The sequence below is a fragment of the Paenibacillus sp. FSL R7-0333 genome (assembly GCF_038000365.1).
In the GTDB taxonomy this organism is placed as follows: Bacteria; Bacillota; Bacilli; order Paenibacillales; family Paenibacillaceae; genus Paenibacillus_AQ; species Paenibacillus_AQ silagei.
Genome location: NZ_JBBOBZ010000001.1, coordinates 7730787 through 7751384, shown reverse-complemented (window position 1 = coordinate 7751384; position 20598 = coordinate 7730787). Strand labels below are relative to the sequence as shown.

Below are 20598 nucleotides of genomic sequence, written 5' to 3'. Positions count from 1 at the left end.
ATCATTATCGAGGCTTCCATCGACACTCTAGACCGGGCACGGCGAAATGGGGTAAACTCATTAAATATTGAATCGTACATTGTATAACTCGGATGCCACAAGAAGGGGTTGAACCCATCCATGGAACTCTACGCCGTGAAATTTGGTGAATCTTCATTTCGCTTAAGCAACGTATACCGTGATATGAATCATTCGGAGGAATTAGTCCAGATTGCGTGGTCATTTTATATTGCCAAGTATAATAATAAAACAATCTTTATCGATACAGGCTTTCGCGATGAGAATGTGGCACAGCAATGGGGAATTACACTAACAGACGTAGCAGACGAGTTAAGAGGCATCATTGGCAATCTAAGCTCCGTAGATACAGTCATCATTACGCATAGTCACTTTGACCATATTGAGAATCTTGACTTGTTTGATAAACCTGAAATCATTATTTCAAAAACCGACTATGAAACTGCGCTACAGCAGTGCTCGCCGGCCATCAAGGAGAAGCTGCTTCAAAGCCAGGTTGTCACCGTAGACAACGAATATATTTACGACAACCAGTTCAGATTCAAGGTGATCAGCGGGCATAGCCCTGGTTCATCGGTGGTTTACTTTGAATCGGTTCATACCAACTATATAATTACCGGCGATGAATGCTACTGGTGCGATAATTTGCTAAGCAATCGGCCGAACGGGGTTTTTTCCAGTACAGAAAATAACGAACGGTTTCTAAATGAGGCTCATCACAGCGGATTAATTCCGCTCCCATTCCATGATCTGCAAATATTCGAACACTATCCGGCCGTTTCTAACAATATAGTGAGAATCCTTTAGATTTTGGATAATGCCAACATGACTTGGATTACTTCTACTAACAACAAACGCGCTCAAAGCTTCTTTGAAAACATGAACGCGGTCAAAGGGAAGGATTGGGTTCACTACTCCCTTATCTAAATCAACGCGTCGAAATGGCCTTCTGCGTCTACCGTCGCTGTCCGGGGATCGGTCAGACCGATGCCCTTAAGGCCTCCCTTTCCCTCAGTCCGCCAGGGCGGAGTATGATCCTGAAGCGGGGGAGCAGGTACAAATGAAGCCGAAGCGGTACTCCCGCTTTTCTGCACCAGATGGGCCTCCAGCTGCCGTATTTGCCGCTGCAGCTGCTCCCGGCGATAAGGAGTCTGCATCTCTCCGCCCTGCGCCGCATTCACCTTGTCCAGCTCCATCAGCAGCCGGTTGCGCTGCTTCTCCAGAGAACTGACATCGCTCTGTGTGCTGCCGTAAGCTGTAGTGGCCTGTACCGGGCTGATACCGGATACCGTCTGTGCCGCCATGATCTCTCCCTCCGTTTCCTTGGCTTCTGCTGCAAATCCAGCCATATTCGAAAGTTCTAATCATTTCTATTACCCGGCAGCTCCCGCCATGACAACATTTCAACCACATATTTACAAAAAATCGTCGCATAGTCTCAATTCGGATGCTGGTTAGACCATACCAAAGACCTATTAACCGAGGTGATATGAATCAATAGAAGGCAAATACTTTGCGGAACAAACACAGCTGCTGACTTTCGGTCGTGCAAGTGGAAACGGCTTTGCCGTCCTTTTAAAGGACGGTACCGTTTCAGCGAGAATGCTAATGCCTCTAAGTCGAATAATAAAAAAGCGCTCCTGCCTCAATAAGGCAGAACGCTTTTTTTGTGGATGCTTTGTAGATTGCCGCTGCCTCCTTAGGGGAGGCGCCGGGGCCTATTACATTTTACATTGATCCTACTGTCTTCGCAGACTCTGATTTCGCTATTGCAACAGTCAGCTCGCCGTCCGCTTCGTCCACCGTCAGCACTGAGCCTTCCTCCGCTTCTCCGGCGATCAGCGCACGCGCCACCCGGGTCTCCAGGCTGCGCTGGATGAACCGCTTCAGCGGTCTGGCGCCATAGACGGAATCGAAGCCTTCCTCGGCAATGAAGCGGACCGCCTGGTCGCTGAGGACCAGCCCGATGTTCCGCTCTGAGAGGCGCAGACGCAGGCCATCGACCAGCTTAACCACAATTCTCTGGGTCTCGCCCAGTGTCAGCGGCTTGAACATTACAATATCATCCACCCGGTTCAGGAACTCTGGACGGAAATGCCCGCTCAGCTCCTTCATGACCCGGTCCTTCACCGCTTCAGTCAGCTCGCCGTTGTCATCCGTGCCCTGAATCAGATGCGGTGAGCCAATATTGGAGGTCATGATGATGATCGTGTTCTTGAAGTCGACCATCCGGCCCTGCGAATCGGTCAGCCGCCCGTCATCCAGCAGCTGTAGCAGAATGTTGAACACATCCGGGTGAGCCTTCTCTACCTCATCCAGCAGCACCACGGTATATGGCTGGCGGCGCACCGCTTCGGTCAGCTGGCCGCCTTCTTCATAGCCGACATATCCCGGAGGAGCACCCACGAGACGGGAGACACTATGCTTCTCCATATACTCCGACATATCGATACGGATCATGCCGTCCTCGCGGTCGAACAGCGAGACCGCCAGCGCTTTGGCCAGCTCCGTCTTCCCGACCCCGGTCGGCCCGAGGAACAGGAACGAGCCGATCGGACGGTTCGGGTCCTTGATGCCGGCTCTTGCCCGAAGAACGGCATCGGCTACCAGCCGGACCGCCTCATCCTGCCCGACTACCCGCTCATGCAGCGTCTCCTCCAGCCGCAACAGCTTATCCCGTTCGCCTTCCACCAGTCTGCTTACGGGAACTCCCGTCCAGCGTGAGACAATATCGGCGATTTCCTCCTCCGTCACGGCTTCACGCAGCAGCCGGGTCTCCTGGTCCTGCTGCGCCGTTTCCTCTGCCGCCTTAAGCTGCCGCTCCAGATCAGGAATAATGCCATAGCTTAATTCAGCCGATTTGTTGAGATCATAGATCTCCTGCGCATCGACCAGATCCTTGCGGGCCTGCTCCAGCCGCTTCTTCAGGTCGCGGATGCCCTGAATGGCCGATTTCTCCTTCTCCCAGCGGGCCGTCATCCCCAGATGCTTCTCCTTGAGGTCAGCCAGCTCCCGCTGGAGGTTCTCCAGGCGGCGCGCGCTGGCGTCGTCGGTTTCTTTTTTGAGCGCGGCTTCTTCAATCTCCATCTGCATCAGGCGGCGGGTTACCTCATCCATCTCACCGGGCATGGAGTCAATCTCCGTGCGGATCATTGCGCAGGCTTCATCGACCAGGTCAATCGCCTTATCCGGCAGGAAACGGTCCGTGATATAACGGTTAGACAGCACACCGGCTGCTACCAAAGCGCTGTCATAGATTTTGACCCCGTGATGCACCTCGAAGCGTTCCTTCAAGCCGCGCAGAATCGAAATGGTATCCTCGACATCCGGCTCGCTGACCAGCACCTGCTGGAAGCGGCGTTCGAGCGCCGGGTCCTTCTCGATATATTTGCGGTACTCATCCAGCGTGGTCGCCCCGATACAGTGCAGCTCACCCCGGGCCAGCATCGGCTTCAGCATGTTGCCCGCATCCATAGCCCCCTCCGTCTTGCCGGCACCGACAATCGTATGCAGCTCGTCAATGAACAGAATAATCCGTCCGTCACTCTCGCGGATCTCCTTCAGCACCGCCTGCAGCCGCTCCTCGAATTCCCCCCGGTATTTCGCACCGGCAATTAGCGCACTCATATCCAGCGAGAAAATCGTCTTGTCCTTCAGTCCCTCCGGCACATCCCGGCGGACAATCCGGTGGGCCAGCCCTTCGACAATCGCAGTCTTGCCGACACCCGGCTCCCCGATCAGGACAGGGTTATTCTTGGTCTTGCGGGAGAGGATGCGGATCACCCGGCGAATCTCGGCATCGCGACCGATGACCGGATCGATCTTGCCGGCCCGCACCTCAGCCACGAGATCGCGGCCGTACTTCTCCAGCACCTCATAGGTGGCCTCCGGCTCCCGGCTGGTCACCCGCTGGTGTCCGCGAATCTCCGCTAACACTCCAAGCAGCTTCTCCCGGGTAACGCCCCGGCTGGTGAACAGCCCGCGCAGCTCGCGGTTCCCGCTGCTCGCATCCGAGACCATCGCCAGGACGGCATGCTCCACCGCGACGAATTCGTCCTGCATCTTAGCTGCTTCCTGCTCCGCCTGTTCCAGCATGGCAATCAGCGCGGGCGATGCATAGCGCCGCATGGTGCCCGCTCCGCTCCCGCTTACGCTGGGTTTGCGCTGAAGCAGCGCCTCGGTTCCCTGCAGCAGTTCGGCTGCGGGAACATTCATCTTCTGCAGCAGCCGGGGCAGCAGGCCCTCATTCTGTTGAAGTAAGGCTTTCAGCAGATGAAGATTGTCAATCTCCTGATGCCCGCCGGAGGCCGCCAGCGACTGCGCCTCTGCTACCGCTTCCTGCAGCTTCTGGGTAAGCTTATTGAAATCCATAAAATCATCGCCTTTCTAAATGTATAGGTATAGGTTAATCAACCGGATGCCCGGCTGTTATATATGCTGAACTTAAATGTTCTTTACCGTGTTGCCGCTCTTCGCCGCTGCGCTCCGCCTGTGGTACGCCGTTTCGCGCCGGCTTGGAAGCTGCCGGACTCCGCCAGCTGACGGTACAGCTTCTTCTCTGCCTCGGTCGTTCCGGCCGGAATGACCATCTCCATCCGGAACAGAATGTCACCATTCGTTCCGTACGGACGTCTCAGCCCCTTGCCGGAGAGGCGCAGCGTTCCGCCGCTGGCTATTCCGGCAGGGATCTTCAGCTTCACGCTGCTGCCATCCGGCAGCGCTACCTTGGCTTCCCCGCCCAGCACAGCCTGCCAAGGGGCGATCTCAACCGTGCCGAGCAGATCCCCTCCGTCCGGCTCATAGATCTCATGCGGCAGGAGATGCAGCGAGATCAGCAGATCGCCGCCCTGGCCCGACCCGCTTCCGCCGCCGGGCACCCGGATGACCGTCCCTTCCGCCGAGCGTGCCGGAATCTGTACGTTCAGGTCCTTGCCGGCCGCCTGAACGCTGATATTGCCGCCTTTGTAGGCCTGCTCCAGCGTAATCTCAAGCTGGGCCTGCATCATACTGAACTCATCCCCCCACGGGCTTCCGCCTGGACGGGCACCACTGCTGCCCGAGAAGAAGCCGGCACGGTCAGCCGCGCCCCGGCTGCCGAAGAACATCCCGAACAGATCCTCCTCCGGTATACCGCTGGAAGAAGCGGCTCCGCTGCTCCAGCCCGCGCCAAACGGCGATTCCCATGACGCAGAGGAGGCCGATCCGTAGCTGCGCTGACCCCGTGAGCCTGCGGCGGCTCCATAGCGGAGCTCCTCATCATAGATTTTGCGCTTCTCTTCATCGCCCAGCACCTCATATGCCTCGGCTGCTTCCTTGAACTTCGCCTCTGCCTCCGGGGCCTTGTTGACATCGGGATGCCATTTTTTGGCCAGCTTCTGATAGGCCTTCTTGATCTCCTGCTTCGAGGCCTTCTGATCTACCCCAAGACGCTCATAGTAATTTGCCGCCACCGGAACCTCCTCCTTTCGTGTAATGGGAACCTTCTGCCTTCCTCCGGGAAAAGACGCATTATAGCCGGGACCCCCACTACAATGCGTCTTATATTAGTGCTATATGAAAAGCCCGGTGAAATCCTGCTGCCGCCCGGTGAACCGGATAGGCCAGCGGCTACAGCCGCTAAGCCCGGAGTTCCTGCGGAAGCGGCAGCTTCAGGCGGACTTGGAGGTCCATCTTCCTCATAAGGCTGTCCTTCCGCTTACTGAAGCTCTTTCCGGTCTGAAGTATCGTTTCCGCCATCCTGAATTTCGATCCGTTTGCCCTGGGATTTCTGCCGTTTAGGCACCTCCAGGCTCAGCACACCGTCTCTCAGGGAAGCGCGGATGCCCGCATCGTCAATATCCTGGACATAGAACCGGCGTACATATTCACCATACCGCCGTTCGCGGCGCACCATCTGATGGTCCTTGTTCTCCTCATTGCTCTCTTCTGTGCGAACCGCCTTAATCGTCAAGTAAGGGCTGGAATAATCAATGTCGATTTCTTCTTTGCGGAAGCCCGGAAGCTCGGCCTCGATCAGATATGCCCCTTCACTCTCACGAATGTCGGTCCGGAAAGACAGCGCGTTACTTGTCAGCGGTGCGAAAAAATCATCATTAAACACTTCGTTCAGCGACTTCGCCAGCACACCAAAAGCATCATCTCTGCGTTTACCAAAAGGAACCAAATCAAACATCTTTCATTCTCCTCTCATTTGACTTTTGATTTTTTGAATTCGGTCTTGCTAAGACTTTGACTTTGTCTGACCTATGGCTTTATTATAGCCTGCACCCCCGGAGAAAACAAAACCGGTATAAGCCGAAAAACCGGGAAAATCCGGCGTTTCGGCTCTTTTTTTATAATAAATTTTAACATTATTAAGGATTTGACCTTATTTGACCTTCCTGCTCTACTTCAAATAACGCTCCCGGTATTCACTCTCCAGCATGCCCATCATTATCACATCATGATACTCATGGTTATAGAACAGCGTCTGACGCCGCACTCCCTCCTGCACGAACCCGATGGACTCATAGACATGCGCAGCACGGGCATTATAACTGTAGACCTCCAGCTCAATCCTATGCAGATTCAGAATGCCGAAGCCATAATCCAGCATAAGCAGCAGCGCTTCACGCCCATAACCTTGTCCCTGATGCCGCTCGTCCCCGATGGCGATCCGCAGATTGGCATTCCGGTTATCCCCATCGATGTCCTGAATCGCGATGTCGCCGATAACCTCGTCGTTCTCCTTCAGCGCGATCAGCAGCAGCACCGTACTGTCATCCCCGGACTTATGGGCGATATACTGCTCAATCCGCTCTTTGGTGATATGCTTCTTCGTTCCTGTAAGTCTGCGGACTTCCGTGCCATAGAACATATGGTAATACATTTCGGCGTCTTCCCCGTTAAGCGGGCGCAGATATACCTTATCCCCTGTTACAAGTTCTGAATGCCTGTTCATTCCCGTCATCTCCCACCTGATGTTATAGCTCTTATGGTAATGCAGATCTGCATACTATAAAATATACAAAAACGTCTAATTTCAAAGGACAGATTGAAGGTGAAGGATGCTGCTTGTCCCTGATCTGAATGAACACAGCGAGGTCCCGTACTACATACAGCTCTATAATTATCTGGCAAAAGCAATCCTGGGCGGCACCCTCCAGAGCGGGACGCGCCTGCCCTCTATCCGCCGCCTGGCGGCGTTATGCGGAATCAGCGCCACTCCGGTGGAGCTTGCATACCAGCAGCTTCTGGCAGAGGGCTTCATCGCCAGCAAGCCGCGCAGCGGCTACTATATTCTGCCCGTTCACCGGGAAGGCAGCCCTGCTGCCGCCGGGGAACGGCCCAGTCCGGCCCCCCGCCCGATCACGCCCCGTGATTCACGGCACTACGCGTATGATTTCCATATGTCGCGCAATGATTTCTCCCTGTTCCCACACAAAATATGGCGCAGCCTCTACCAGGAGCAGCTCGCGAATCCAGACCTGCTCCAGTACGGCGATCCCCAGGGGGAGCCGGCCCTCCGCGAGAGCATCGCCGCCCATCTGCGGCAATTCCGCGGGCTGCGCTGCACGGAGAAGCAGATTGTAGTCGGTGGTGACCAGTATACGCTGTGTTCTTTGCTGTGTCTGCTGCTGAAAGGACGGGTGAGCGGGCTGGGTATCGAAGATCCGGGGTACCACCTGCTGCCTGCGGCATTCTGGCGCAGCGGATATAGCGTCCTGCCCATTCCGCTGGAGGAGGATGGATTGCAAATAGACAAGCTGTACAGCAGCGGGGCAGATGCTGTGTACATCTCGCCGTCCCACCAGTTTCCCCGGGGGATGACCATGCCAATCACCAAACGCCTCGCATTGCTGGAGTGGGCCCGGTCCACAGGCGGATATATCATCGAGGACGATTATGACGGGGAATTCCGTTATCACGGGCGGCCGATCCCCGCGCTGCAAGGGCTTGCTGAGGGCAGTCCGGTGATCTATATGTGCAGCTTCGCCCAGTCGGTAACCCCTGCGTTGTGTATTCATTATATGGTGCTGCCGGAGGAGCTGCTGCCAGACTATCACAGCCTGAGAAGCGAGCTGTACCTGGAGCATTCGGCCTCACGGCTTCATCAGATTGCGCTGCATTATTTCATGGAGCGGGGTCATTTCGAGAAGCACCTGCGCCGGATGCGCCTGCTCTACCAGCGTAAGCATGACCTGCTGCTGCGTTCGGTCAGGCAGCATTTCGGCGATGCCGCAGTGCTCAGCGGAACGGATGCCGGATTTCATCTGCTGCTGGCCCTTAAGCCGCCCGCAGAAGGCAGCGCTAGGGTTAAAGCCGGATTTAGCACCAGCGCCAGGGAGCTTGCTGCCGCAGCGGAAGCTGAAGGCATCCGCGTTACCCCCATGTCCTATACGTGGTGGGCCAAGCCGGATTATGACGAACCCGAATTCATCCTGGGCTTCGGCGGAATCGCCGAGGAGCTGATCGATGAGGGCATCCGCAGATTGGCGGGGATATGGCTGGGCTATATGGATTGAACTACTAATTTTGTTATTTTGGGAGAGGCGTGGCTCCAGAGAATATTTGGACTTCCAGCCGCTGTTGTCTGCAGATTTCTTGAATTTTCATACCGCTGTTCGTGGTGAAAATCCGCAGACAAAGGCGGACGCTAACGCTCCTCTAGTTCCAAAATTCCCTTCCGCCACTCCTCCCTTAATTTATGCTTCAAGTTCAATCAATATAGGTTTTGAATCAACTATACTTCTCCAGCATATCCGCAAGCGTCCGCTTCACCTCAGCCACCAGCTCCGGCGGCTCCTGCACAGTAGCCTCGCTGCACAGGCCAATCACAAACCGCGCGAAGAAGCCCAGATCGCTTCCCGGAATCTCTCCCTCCAGCCAGCCTGTGCCGTCTGCACGGATATGCAGCAGCTGCGGGGACCATACCTCCCCTTCGCAGGCCTGGACCCCTTCATTCCCCAGCTCCACGTACAGCCGGATAAGGCTTTGTTCGGCCTGCTCCTGCGGCGGGCTGCCGTAATGCTCCGTATTGTCCAAGTGGATATGACGCAGATCAAGCGCGGCCGGTCCCGCTTCATCATACCCGGCAGACTGAATCCGGTCGCAGCGGAAAGTACGGATGCCGCCCCGCAGGAAGCAATACGCCGGACAATACCACAGGCCGTTACTGGCATAGATGCCGACGGGCTGAATCCACCTTTGCTGCCGCCGGCCCTTCGACTCATAATCGATCAGCAGCACTTTTTGCCCGGTAGCCGCCTCCAGCAGTTGGGGCAGATAAGGGAATTCCGCCTGCCGCGACGGGGTCAGGAAATCAATCCTGTTCTTCATCTCATCAATCCGGTCACGGACATCGCCAGACATGTAATTATAGAATTTGTACAAGGCGGATAAGGATTCTTCCTTGAAGGGAAGATATTTATAATGGCGCAGGGCATGGCTGGCAAAAAATATCGCCACCGCCTCTTCCTCCGTGAACGCAATCGGCGGCAGGATTCTCTCGCTCAGAACCTGATACCCTCCATGCGGCCCCACTTCGGAATAGAGCGGTACGCCCAGCTCCCCCAGCTCCTGCAAATCCCTGAGGATTGTGCGTGAAGAAACTTGGAATTCGTCAGCCAGCTCCCTGACGGTGAATTTACGCTTGCGGTTGACGGTCATCATGAGATCCAGCAGCCTTTTGGATTTCGACACAAGGTTCACTCCATTTATTATTTTAACTATGACAAGACCTGTCACTATTACAGTCTACACTATAACCATAGCCGGTTAGTACAGGCAAATATACCTTCCAAGGAGCGAACAAGACATGAAACTGCAAATGAACCCTTATATTCTGGTGGACGGATCTGCCCGGGAGGCGATAGCTTTTTATCAGGAGGCGCTTGGCGCTGTGGTCCTCTTCAGGCAAACAATGGGCGAAGGCCCGCAGAACCCGGACGCCCCGATGACGGAGCAGGAGAAGGCGCAGATTGCCCATGCGGTGCTGCTGGCGGGAGAAACGAAGTTTTTTGTGGCTGATTATGAGCCGGGTATGCCGCGCAGCCGGGGCAACAGCATCAACATCTGTCTCACGGTGGAGACCGAGGCGGAAGCACAGCAGCTATTTAACTCACTGAAGGCAGGCGGAACTGTCGATATCGAGCTGGCCCCAGCCTACTACAGTCCCGCTTACGGCATGGTGACCGATAAGTTCGGCGTATGCTTCCAGATTTTCACGATGAAGGGGCGGTGAGGCTGGGGAGGCTGAGGTAACCTCGGGCCGATGGGCATTTCGGCAAATGCGATATGCTCCGCAGACCTATGTATCTTCGCGCGGCGTCCAATGTAATCGGTTTTTCGATTACATTCGGCCCGGCAGCCATTGCGGCGTCTAATGTAATCGGTTTTTCGATTACATTCGGTCCGGTAGCCATTGCACAGTCCAATTGTGGTCGGTTTTTCGGCCACATCCGCATTGGGCATCAGCCGCAACAACGCAAACAAAGCACAGTCCCGCCATACTTAAGGGGACCGTGCTTTGTTCTAATATAACGCCCGCCACAAGTAAAAGGTGGCGTATGCTTCCCAGCCTTGCCAAGGCTGGGCCAGGTCGAGCAGCTCCGCTGGCGTCGGCTTGCGGTCCATGCCGGTCAGATGCTTGATCACGTTCTGCAGGCCGACATCGCCGACCGGATAAGAGGACGCATCGCGCAGGCAGCGCATCCGCACATATTGCGAGGTCCACGGGCCGATCCCGCGGATCTGCAGCAGCCGCTGCTCGGCGGCAGCCGGGGACGGTAGCGCCAGCAGCTCCTCCCGGCTTAGCTCCCCGCTTGTGATCAGCGAGGCCACGGTAAGCACCGTCTGTGCTTTGCTGCGGGTTAGCTGCAAGGCGCATAATTCTTCTACCTGCACCTCTGTGAATACCTCTGGTCCAGGGAAACGGTAGTAGGTCTGCCCTTCCCATTCCAGCGCTTCCCCGTATTCAGCTGTCAGCCGCTGCTTCAGCCTGTAGGCAAAAGCCAGATTCACCTGCTGGCCCAGAATCGCCCAGCATAACGCCTCAAACAGATCCGGGATGCCGATGATCCGCAGCCCCCGGTGCTGGCTGGCCAGCGGCCCGAGCAGCGGGTCCGCTGCCGCCAGCCTGTAGAACGGGGCAAGGTCCCGGTCCAGATCAAACCACTCCACAATGTAGCGGGCCAGCACCTCATGCTCCAGCGCACCGGGAATCGCCCCATGCAGCCGGGTTACACTCAGCTTGTGATTCTCGGACACACTGAGCCGCACCAGCAGCGGGCCACCCTCTATCCTGAACATCCGGCTGACGCCTGCTTTATCCGTGCGGAACAGGCATTCCAGCGGCGAGCGGTTCATGTACTCCAGACAGGCCCCCAGGTCGAAGTCTTCCGGCAGCGGCAGCTCAAAAAGCAAATCGTTCATGACCAGCCGCCTTTACATTGAGAATTCCCTCCAGCTGGAGCAGCTCCTGCTTCATCTGGAGTCCGCCCCGGAAGCCGGTTAAGGTGCCGTTCGCGCCGATAACCCGGTGGCAAGGTACAATGACAGGCACCGGATTCTGCCCGTTGGCCGCACCGACAGCACGAACCGCCAGCGGTCTGCCAATCCGCTCAGCCAATTGCTTGTAGCTGGCCGTCTCCCCATGCGGGATGGTAAGCAGCCCCCGCCACACCTCCTGTTGAAACGGGGTGCCCCACAGATCCAGCTCCACATTGCTGAAATCCACCGGCTCTCCGGCAAAATACCGCTCCAGCAGCGTGATCACCCCAAGCTGCTCAAATCTCCCGGCATCCTCCATGAGCTCATGGGCAGGCGCATACATTTTCAACCAGGAGGCGGGTAATTGCCCTTCGTCCTGCGGGAAGGATACGCGGATCAGGCCTTTATCGCTAGCCCACAGGGTCCACTCCCCGTTCCCGAGTTTCAGGGTATGATGATAAATCGTGATAGTATCTGTACTCCGGCTGTTATTCCGGCTTGGGCTTGGGTTCATGTTGGTTTCCTCCTTCGTTATGCTTGCTATGGTACTCTGTAGGGGACAGCCCCGTCTTCTTCACGAACCAGGCGGCAAAATGAGAGGGCGTACGGAACCCCACAGCCCCGCCGACTTCAGCCATCACTGCTGCGGTCTCCGTCAGCAGCCTGCGGGCTTCTTCGGTGCGCAGCGCATCCAGCCTGGCAGCAGGTGACTGGCCGGTTACCCGTTTATAGGTGCGCTGTAAGTGGAACGGGCTAACCTTCAGCTCTTCAGCCATCGACTTCAGGGTCAGCTTGCTGCCGAACCGCCCGTCCATTATGGCATCCGCCTGCGCCGCCAGGACTGCGTCCGGACGGAGGGTGCCGCCTTCCTCGGGGCGGCATCTTTTACAGGGACGGAAGCCTGCCGAAATCGCCTCCTGCAAGGAGCCATAGAATACAACATTCGCTGCCTTCGGCGTTCTCGCCCGGCAGGACGGACGGCAGACAATATGGGTCGTCAGCACCGCCGTATAGTAGATCCCGTCATAGGTCGGCTCACGCCGCACCACCGTTTCATAGATACGCTCGAACAATTGCGGGTCCATCCCCATCACCTCTTACCGCCAGTATAAACGATTCGTTTTGACATATGCAGCCTATTGCAATAGGAGAGCAAGATTACGACAGTGAAGCAGAGGGTTATTCTCGCCAAGCGGACTAACGAGGCCTTGCTGCCCCTACTCTTCAACAAACAGTTGGAAAAATGTATCTTACCTCGCCGGTTTCCAATCAATGTTCGGAAGCAAGTGGAAAAACAGCATCTGTTAATGCTATTATTGACTGCTTGAATTAAAGTCAGGGGAGGACACAAAACCCAATGAAACGATCAGACATCCGCTGCGAACGCCTAAGCAAGAAGGATTCGCTCGCAGCCGCAAAACTATTAAGCCTGGACGCGTACACTGGTCCTGACCTCCTGCAGGTGCTGGAAGAGGAGCCCGAACTGTTTAGTGCCGCTTATGTGGATGAGACGCTTCTTGCGTTAGTCCAAATGGAAGCGTCCGTACCCCAGTCTCATTTAAATGTATTTGTCGCCCCACAGTATCGCAGACAAGGCATCGGCAGGGCATTGATGCAGATGGCAGAAGCTCAATTACAGGCAGGCGGAACCCGTAAGGTCAGTACTTCTGTCCGGTCCGGGGCATCCTCTTCTCTTGCGTTTGCCCGCAGCCTGGGCTATGCTCCGTACTATTCACTTATTTATATGGAACGAACCGGGGGTTCTTTTCCTCAGGAGACATCCTCTGCAAGGTTGTATAGAGATGAGGACTTTGTGGCTGCCCATTCGCTGTATGCTACTGCTTTTCATGAAATGCGGATGCGCGTTGGCTGCTTCCCCGATTCTGTGCCTGCAGAGCCTAATGAAGGCAGACGAACAGCCTGGGCAGCGGATGCACAGGACAGGCTGGTCTATGAGCTTGACGGGGAAATTGCGGCTTACAGCCACATCCACGGGAATGAAATCAGCAGTGTTAGTGTACGTTCTGACCTTCAGGGACGCGGAATCGGACGAACCTTCGTGAAGTACTTGTGCAATGAGATCCACCGGCGCGGCTATACAAGCGTTACCCTATCCTGTGTCGTTGGGAATGAGGCCATACATTTGTATAACAGCCTTGGTTTTCAGGAAACGCATCGAATAGAATATATGATAAAAAATCCGGACAATTCAAAGCATTCCCGGTCAGGCCCCTCCCTGCCCGCTTCTCTACAATGAATAGTGAAAGGAAGGTGAGGAGATGGAGACGATACGGCTGCTTCAGCAGGCGATCGATTACGTAGAGCAGAATCTGCATAACGCCATCGGCGTCGAGGAGATCGCTGGAGCGGCGATGACCTCGACGTACCATTTTCAGCGGATGTTCCATGCCTTGACAGGGTTCACTGTTACCGAATATGTGCGCAACCGGAGGCTCACACTGGCGGCGGAAGAGCTGGCTGGAACGGACGGTAAGGTAATCGACATTGCGCTGAAGTATGGGTACGAGACACCGGAGTCCTTCGCCAAAGCGTTTCAGCGGGTGCATGGAGTGACGCCCAATATGGCGAAGAAAAAGAACGTGAAGCTCAAATCGTTCCCCCGCATCTCCTTTCAAATTCAGATCAAAGGGGAAAGCGAAATGAATTACAGGATGGTTGAAGAGAAAGGCTATGGCGTCATGGGTAAGGAGGTTATTATCCACCAGGATGCTTATAGCGAAATCCCTGCGTTCGTAGAGAAAATCTGGAACGATGGGACGCATGACCGGATTAACGAATGTGCCGGAAGACCTGCCGGTTCGCTGCTGTTCGGTTATTACTACGACTTCCGTGAAGATGGGACCAAACGGTATCTGATGGGAATGGAACTGCCGGAAGGACAGAAGGTACCAGAAGATCTGGTTAATCTGACTATACAAGGCCAGACGTATGCCGTATTCGATTGCCAGGATAAGGTACCAAATGACCCGGAGCTGGGGTCGGAGATTAAGAATGTGTGGCGGCGGATCTATTCGGAATGGTTCCCGTCGTCAGGCTTTGAGCAAGTAGAAGGGCCTTGCATTGAGAAATACTTCTGGACGAATGATGAGCACGATGAATGTATTTGCGAGGTATGGATTCCTGTAACGAAGAAATAAAACACAACATTTCTGATAAGCCCTCTACCAGCCATAAAGGCATCTGGAGGGCTTTTTTGAGGGCCAGGGTAACGGATTGTTAACCTCTCAATACTCACGTTATAATCAATATATACAAATTACTGGAAGGGAATGATTGGTATATGTCTTCATTAAAAAGGTGGCTTCCTGCCTGTTGCATTATGCTGTTAATGCTTATGCTTCCCAACGTTATTCTGGCAGCCCCTGCTTCCAGCCCCGCCCAGCCAACCACAAGACCTATACAGGTGAACATCAATGGTGCTTTTATCTCTGCTGATAGCAGTCCTTTTATACAGTCTGGCCGAACGATGATTCCCATCCGCACGCTTGCTTCCCTGGGGCTCCAATATTCATGGGACGCTACCCGCCATACGGTCACGATCACGAATTCCTCTAATGACCACTTTGAAATGACTCAGGGGCAATCGATTGCTTATAAGAATGGCGAGCCTGTACAGATGGATAGTGAAGCCAATAATTACAACGGGCGAATCATGGTTCCCGCAAAGTTTGTCAGTGAGGCGTTTGGATACAGTGTGTACTATGAAAAGATAAGGGAGATCATCTTCATTCAATCCAAGAATTTCACTCCTGATGCCCAGGCTATCCATTCAGCAGATCTTAAGCAGGCCCGCCTGGCGGCCATTTCGTTGCCGGTGCGCTACGCTTTTAAACCCGGTACAAGTGTACAAAGTGATCAATCCCATTACTACTCGTATGCCTTTGCCTCAAAGGACGCCACCCGTTATGCCTACAGCAATGGAGAAATAACCACAGTGGTTGAGATTGCAGGCACAACAGCCACAGCCATATGGCAGGCTTCGGAGGCAGATATCCCCGGTTATCCTGCTACTACATTCGGCGGTGTGCAGCCAGCGTATATTTCCGATCTGTTTCAGGATTCTTTTAGCTACAACAACGGTGTATATAGCGGTTATCACAAGCTTAGCGACGGTACTGTAACAACCTTTAAATTCCCCGGCCTCTCTTATACGGAGCTGATCCGGGCCATCCCGGAGTAAGGAACCTATATGCCGAAGTTAGCGCCCGGGAAAAGGCTGTTTTCTATAAAATCAATATTATGTATTATTCGTTTGATTGCTTGAACTAAGAACAAAATCACCCTAACGGGTCCACTCACCAACCGCTTGTATGGATTCCATTGTTGCACTTCTTGCAGGATTTCTCCATCTACTCTTCCTTCATTCAGATGATTCAAAAAAAGCCCCCGGAGCAGCCCTAACGCTGTCCGGAGGTTCTAAGTAACATAGAATTTAATTGCTCTATTATGTGTTAATTACGTTGTTATCCGACGTTTAGCTCACTGCCTTCTGAGCTTTAGCATCTATAGGTCCCTCTGCTGCCGGAGGGTTCTTTTTCTTCATGTAGTCGGAATAGTAAGCTGTGATGACCGGGACGAGAATGGATGTAACGATCACGGATGCGGCTACCAGCGCTGTAGCGGACTGGGCGGCCGGCAGGAATTCGGGCTTCATGTTCGCTACCAGCATAGGGTTGGCGACCGCAGCACCTGCGGTACTGGAGGCGGCCAGTCCGGCAGTTCCGTTACCGCGGCCAATGAACTTGTCGGCCAGAATCAGCGGGATACCGGTAATAATGATAACGACAATACCAAGCAGAATACCGAGCAGGCCAGTGTCAACGATTACGCCAAGGTCGATCGAGCTGCCCAGAGCGAAGCCGAAGAAGGGAATGAGCGTCTGAGTAGCTCGGCCGAAGTAGGCGCGCAGATCATGATCCAGGTTCCCCAGGATGAACCCGACGAGGAACGGCAGGACAGCGCCAACGAAGAGATGCGGTTCAAATACAGCCACACCGGTGCTGCCCAGAATGAGCATGGTTACGAGCGGCCCGGATTCGAGTGACATCAGCACGAAGGCACCGGACTCTTCCTTGGTCCCATACTGCTGCATAATGGAAGCGTACAGCCCGCCGTTGGTCATATCCATAGCGGAGATGATGGCGAGGACCGACAGTCCGGCGAAGAAGCCGGTTTGCACCCCGCCCTCGGGCAGGAACTGGATAGCGATCAGGGCAACAACCCAGGCCACGGCAATCTTGGTCAATACCAGCGTACCGGATTTGCGCAATACGGTTCCGGTAGCTCTGACATCGATCGCGGCTCCCATACAGAAGAACCATACGGCCAGGATCGGCACGGTGCCCGTCATCAGGCCTTTGGTGAACCCTCCAAAATATTCGCCCGCATCAGGAAAAGCAGTGTGAATGATCGCTCCCAGAAACAGTGGAATGAGCATCATTCCGCCGGGAATCCGATCCAGTGTCTTTTTGATTTTCATATGATTACCCTACCCTTCTTACTCGTGATGAGTGTGTATGTTCTACTTGCGGCTTAGTCCAAGCTCCGGAATCATGGCGGCGAACAGATCATCGCTCTCCTTGAGCTGCTTCGCAAAGGCTTTGCCGTCCTTCACCAGCAGCCCCAGCCCGTTCGAATTCATATATTCGCGGAATTCCCTGTCTTCGGTCCCTTTGATAAATGCCCCTGCCAATACCTCCGCAATCGCATCCGGCGTATCCTTCGGTACAGCCAGTCCCCTCCATGTTCCTGTGAAGTTCACATGAATTCCGGTCTGCTCTTCCAGGGTCGGCACATCCGGCAGCGCCTCTGAGCGCTTGTCGGCATTGACTGCCAATATCCGCAGCTTCCCTTCATCCACATACTTCTTCACCTCGGCGGGACTGACTGGTACCGCATCCACGAATCCGTCCATTAAGGCGGAGACGGCCGGCCCTGCACCTTCAAAGGGAATATGCGCGAACTTCACACCGGTCTCCCGCTCCAACGTTACGGCGGCCAAGTGCCAAATGCTCCCCGTTCCTGCGTTTCCCATTTTGAGTTCCTCTGGATGCGCTTTCGCAAAGTCGAGAAATTCATTGACGTCCTGCCATGGCGCGTCCTGTCTTACGGTGATGGCGGAAGGATCAAAATTCGTCTGAGCGATCGGTTTGAATCTCTCATAGGTAATCGGCAATAATCCCAGATGCGGAAGAATGGTCAGCTCGGCCGGCAAAAAAGTAACGGTATAGCCGTCTCCCTTGGCATTCGCGCCTTCCATCAGTCCTACGGAGCCTCCGCCGCCGGTGCGGTTAACCACAATTACCGGCTGGCCCAGCACCTTCTCTGTCGCGGTGGCGAGCGCTCGCGCGGTGGCGTCCGTTCCTCCTCCTGCGGCGTAGGGCACAAGCAGTGTGATTGGCCGTCCGGGATAATCTGTGCCGGCAGTCTCCCGGCTCGGGCCGCCTCCCCCAGGAATCCCGATTCTAAGAATCAACAGGACCAGAGCTGCTACAGCCGCTGTCCAGAGTCCTATTTGAGTCGATCGTTTCAAATCCATCCCTCTTCTCTAATATAGAAGTAATCGGGCAGCCTGCAGATGCTTGATGCCTAGCCTTGCGCCCGTGCCCTCACCCCCGTTTTCTTTGAGTATCAGCAGCCTGCCATGAAGGATGTGAAAGTTTTCTCAAATAGAACTTTATCGCAACCGGGGGTATTCCTTCAATCGCATAATCTTATTCCGAATCCTCAGAAACGCCGGAATGGCGCGGTTTTGGCCGATCTGCATACTCCTTGGAAGATTTGCTGCTCTCCCTGAACTTGCCGGGTGTGGTCGATTTAATCTTGCGGAAGACCCGGATGAAGCTGTTCTCATTCTGATAACCCACCTGCTGGGCAATGTCGGCAATTCTCAGACTGCTGTCCTGCAGCAGCTCGCAGGCTCTATTGATTCTCAAGTTGGTCAGATAGTCATAGACGGTAGTTCCGGTCTCTTCCTTGAAGATGGTGCTCACCGAGGATACCCCCATGTTCACATGGGAGGCGATATCAGACAGCCCGATATTGAATTGCAGATTCTCCTTCATATACTCTATAAGATTCTGAACCAGCAGGAACTCCTTCGATTGCCGGTGCGCCCCGAAGGCGTCCGATAGCTGAACCGCTATGCTGCACAGCATCTGTTCAATCTCATTAAGCTCCATCGTTGTCACCTGATGCCAGGTGTAGTCAGCCAGCTCCGCAGGCACCGGGTATCCCCCGGCAGCCGCCATATGCAGAATCTCCTCCAGCAGGTCACTTAGCGAGCGGAATACTTTTTGCGGCTGAATTCCCCGCTTGCGGGTCTCGGCAATCCCTCTGCGGATCCAATCCTGTGCAGCGGCGGCATCGGATGCTCTCAGGGCGTTCAGCATTTCCTGCTTCCATAGCTCATCTGCCGCCCCGCTGCTCTCTTCATATTTGTTCTCTGCGCGGGAATAGACCCGTACATGGGAATACCCTTCATATAACCGGTAGGAGAGCGCAGTCTGCGCCTCTAAGTAGGACTGGGCGATATGGGTAATTGAGCCTGCTTGTTCACCGATGCCAACGGACACCGGAATCTTCAGCACATCGAGCATGGCAGCCGCCAGCCGCCGGGCATCTGCATACAGCTCCCGCTCCTCTCCGCCTGCCGCCTGTAACAGGATGACGAGACTGTCCTGCTGCGGTGCAGCGACCACGGTCCGCCAGGAAGCTTCGCAGATTTCATAGGCCATGTTAATCATCGCGTATTTGAGCAGCATTTGATCCTCTTCCTTAAAGCCCGCGGACCACTCGGTATGCCGGTCTATGGATAAGACCAGCAGCTCGAACGGACCTTCCTTCCAGCCGGTAAAGTAGTGCTCAAACCGGGTCTGTGTCTCCTGTGTGCCGATACTCCGCGTGATCAGGTCCTGCAGGAATTTGGAGCGCAGCTCCGGGAGACTCCAGTCCGCCACCAGCGATTTACTGCGGAAATCACCGACCAGCTTGCCGATGACCGGCTCCAGATCGTACAGTCCGCCCTGCCCGGCTGCCTTCTGCTCAGGAAGCAGCAGCTTGTTAATCCGTTTGAGCGGCCGGAAGGCGGCAAAATTGTAATAATACATGGCAGCGAGACCTACGGCGATGGAGATCAGTGACAGCATCAGCATCATATTCCGCGCAATCTTCACATTTTTGAGCAGCTGCTCCATGGGTACGAGCGAGAGCAGGCGCCAGCCGGTCACATTGGAGAAGGTCTGATTCGCCATGTAGGCCTGGCCTCCGATGGTGACATGGGCAAAGGGACTGACATCGATGTCCTCCAGCACCTTTCCCAGCTCCGCGTGCGGGAACGGAAGATTCAGCTTGGGGTAGATCAGCTCTCCTTCCAGGTTATAGACGAGCTGGTAGCTGGAGAGATGGGTGTACATTTTGGAGAACAGCGTATCGTAATCCAGATCAATCAGCACGGCACCGGCCACTTCGCCGTTCACCACCACCGGCCGGGCAAGCGATAACAGCTCAGTATCACCGGGGCGGGAACCGGGGCCGGTATACAGCCTTCTTTTGATCAAAAGCGGCTTCTCCTTCATTCCCCCGATCCAGGACTCCCACTCATGCTCAGGCGCCTCCCCCCAGGACGGAACATAGCCGTAGCGGCTGGAGAGCACAGACCGGTCCTTGAATTTGACCACGCTGATCGCGTGTACATCCGGCTCTGTCGCCAGCGCCTTAAGGTATTCCTGCGCCGTTGCGGCTCTGCCCCGGTTATCCGCCTCAGACGCATTGATATAGCTCAGTACAGCGGGATGGAAGGACAGATCCACTGCCTTGTTGTCGGATTCCCGGAAGGCCCGGTTCGTAACATCTACATTAATCTGCAGCAGTTCAATATTCGGTGTATTCAGCTCGGTGTCCAGTGCATTACGGTACTCTCTATAGGAGAATAGACCAATCATAGTAATCAGAAGGGATACCCCGGCTGTCAGCATCAGGATTAGACGGTTCTGTTTGTTGTGCAGCAGGTATTTCATTTTAAATCGCAGCATTGCTTAAGCTTCATCCTTCCAGCGGTTGCTCATAGGTTTAGATTTCAGATTAGCATGT

General features: G+C 54.8%; 18 protein-coding genes. 6 read left to right on the top strand and 12 right to left on the bottom strand.

What is annotated here, in order from left to right:
* Nucleotides 1-120 precede the first annotated feature (120 nt).
* Entirely contained in the window at nucleotides 121-825 is a 705-nt protein-coding gene (locus MKY86_RS33445; protein WP_076077400.1) for an MBL fold metallo-hydrolase, read from the top strand.
* 116 nt (nucleotides 826-941) lie between these two features.
* Here MKY86_RS33445 and MKY86_RS33440 read toward each other — a convergent pair whose 3' ends face one another.
* From MKY86_RS33440 to MKY86_RS33420, 5 genes are all read right to left on the bottom strand, one after another.
* A complete protein-coding gene (locus MKY86_RS33440; RefSeq protein ID WP_036723643.1) occupies nucleotides 942-1367 on the bottom strand; it encodes a hypothetical protein in 426 nt (141 codons plus the stop codon).
* Nucleotides 1368-1746: 379 nt separating this feature from the next.
* On the bottom strand, nucleotides 1747-4389 hold the full coding sequence (clpB, locus tag MKY86_RS33435; RefSeq protein WP_076077398.1) for an ATP-dependent chaperone ClpB: 2643 nt from the start codon (nucleotides 4387-4389) through the stop codon (nucleotides 1747-1749).
* 83 nt (nucleotides 4390-4472) lie between these two features.
* Nucleotides 4473-5468 (bottom strand): DnaJ C-terminal domain-containing protein, encoded by a 996-nt coding sequence (locus MKY86_RS33430; protein WP_076077395.1) that lies wholly within the window; start codon nucleotides 5466-5468, stop codon nucleotides 4473-4475.
* A gap of 245 nt (nucleotides 5469-5713) precedes the next feature.
* Nucleotides 5714-6190, bottom strand: a complete 477-nt coding sequence (locus MKY86_RS33425) for an Hsp20/alpha crystallin family protein (RefSeq protein ID WP_076077392.1) — start codon at nucleotides 6188-6190, stop codon at nucleotides 5714-5716.
* A gap of 213 nt (nucleotides 6191-6403) precedes the next feature.
* Nucleotides 6404-6958, bottom strand: coding sequence for a GNAT family N-acetyltransferase (locus MKY86_RS33420; protein WP_076077390.1), 555 nt, complete (start codon nucleotides 6956-6958; stop codon nucleotides 6404-6406).
* Between the two features lie 106 nt (nucleotides 6959-7064).
* Between MKY86_RS33420 and pdxR the strand changes: the two genes are divergently transcribed.
* Nucleotides 7065-8522, top strand: coding sequence for a MocR-like pyridoxine biosynthesis transcription factor PdxR (gene pdxR, locus MKY86_RS33415; protein ID WP_076077387.1), 1458 nt, complete (start codon nucleotides 7065-7067; stop codon nucleotides 8520-8522).
* 214 nt (nucleotides 8523-8736) lie between these two features.
* On the opposite strand, the gene MKY86_RS33410 is transcribed toward pdxR, so the two are convergent.
* On the bottom strand, nucleotides 8737-9699 hold the full coding sequence (locus MKY86_RS33410) for a helix-turn-helix transcriptional regulator (protein WP_076077385.1): 963 nt from the start codon (nucleotides 9697-9699) through the stop codon (nucleotides 8737-8739).
* Nucleotides 9700-9814: 115 nt separating this feature from the next.
* Here MKY86_RS33410 and MKY86_RS33405 point away from each other — a divergent pair, with 115 nt between their 5' ends.
* Nucleotides 9815-10240, top strand: coding sequence for a VOC family protein (locus MKY86_RS33405; protein ID WP_076077382.1), 426 nt, complete (start codon nucleotides 9815-9817; stop codon nucleotides 10238-10240).
* Nucleotides 10241-10530: 290 nt separating this feature from the next.
* Here MKY86_RS33405 and MKY86_RS33400 read toward each other — a convergent pair whose 3' ends face one another.
* From MKY86_RS33400 to MKY86_RS33390, 3 genes are read right to left on the bottom strand one after another with little or no spacing between them, the layout of a single operon-like run.
* Nucleotides 10531-11430, bottom strand: a complete 900-nt coding sequence (locus MKY86_RS33400) for a DNA-3-methyladenine glycosylase family protein (RefSeq protein ID WP_083684742.1) — start codon at nucleotides 11428-11430, stop codon at nucleotides 10531-10533.
* Complete coding sequence (locus tag MKY86_RS33395) at nucleotides 11411-12001, bottom strand: methylated-DNA--[protein]-cysteine S-methyltransferase (protein WP_083684739.1); 591 nt, start codon at nucleotides 11999-12001, stop codon at nucleotides 11411-11413. Before MKY86_RS33395 ends, MKY86_RS33400 begins: the two co-directional genes overlap by 20 nt.
* A complete protein-coding gene (locus tag MKY86_RS33390) occupies nucleotides 11976-12572 on the bottom strand; it encodes an Ada metal-binding domain-containing protein (RefSeq protein WP_083684736.1) in 597 nt (198 codons plus the stop codon). Before MKY86_RS33390 ends, MKY86_RS33395 begins: the two co-directional genes overlap by 26 nt.
* Before the next feature lie 272 nt (nucleotides 12573-12844).
* Between MKY86_RS33390 and MKY86_RS33385 the strand changes: the two genes are divergently transcribed.
* The 3 genes from MKY86_RS33385 to MKY86_RS33375 all read left to right on the top strand — a co-directional run bounded on the left by MKY86_RS33385 (nucleotide 12845) and on the right by MKY86_RS33375 (nucleotide 15688).
* Nucleotides 12845-13744 carry a GNAT family N-acetyltransferase gene (locus MKY86_RS33385; protein ID WP_076077374.1) on the top strand — a complete coding sequence of 300 codons (900 nt, stop codon included), beginning with the start codon at nucleotides 12845-12847 and terminating at the stop codon, nucleotides 13742-13744.
* A gap of 22 nt (nucleotides 13745-13766) precedes the next feature.
* On the top strand, nucleotides 13767-14645 hold the full coding sequence (locus tag MKY86_RS33380; RefSeq protein WP_076077371.1) for an AraC family transcriptional regulator: 879 nt from the start codon (nucleotides 13767-13769) through the stop codon (nucleotides 14643-14645).
* A gap of 197 nt (nucleotides 14646-14842) precedes the next feature.
* Nucleotides 14843-15688 carry a copper amine oxidase N-terminal domain-containing protein gene (locus MKY86_RS33375; protein WP_340827749.1) on the top strand — a complete coding sequence of 282 codons (846 nt, stop codon included), beginning with the start codon at nucleotides 14843-14845 and terminating at the stop codon, nucleotides 15686-15688.
* A gap of 294 nt (nucleotides 15689-15982) precedes the next feature.
* Here the strand turns inward: MKY86_RS33375 and kdgT are convergent, their stop codons facing one another.
* The 3 genes from kdgT to MKY86_RS33360 form a co-directional block, all read right to left on the bottom strand.
* Nucleotides 15983-16987 carry a 2-keto-3-deoxygluconate transporter gene (kdgT, locus tag MKY86_RS33370; protein ID WP_076077366.1) on the bottom strand — a complete coding sequence of 335 codons (1005 nt, stop codon included), beginning with the start codon at nucleotides 16985-16987 and terminating at the stop codon, nucleotides 15983-15985.
* Nucleotides 16988-17029: 42 nt separating this feature from the next.
* Entirely contained in the window at nucleotides 17030-18046 is a 1017-nt protein-coding gene (locus MKY86_RS33365; RefSeq protein WP_076077364.1) for a tripartite tricarboxylate transporter substrate binding protein, read from the bottom strand.
* A 175-nt stretch (nucleotides 18047-18221) separates the two neighbouring features.
* On the bottom strand, nucleotides 18222-20540 hold the full coding sequence (locus tag MKY86_RS33360; RefSeq protein WP_076077361.1) for a helix-turn-helix domain-containing protein: 2319 nt from the start codon (nucleotides 20538-20540) through the stop codon (nucleotides 18222-18224).
* Between the last annotated feature and the right edge of the window lie 58 nt (nucleotides 20541-20598).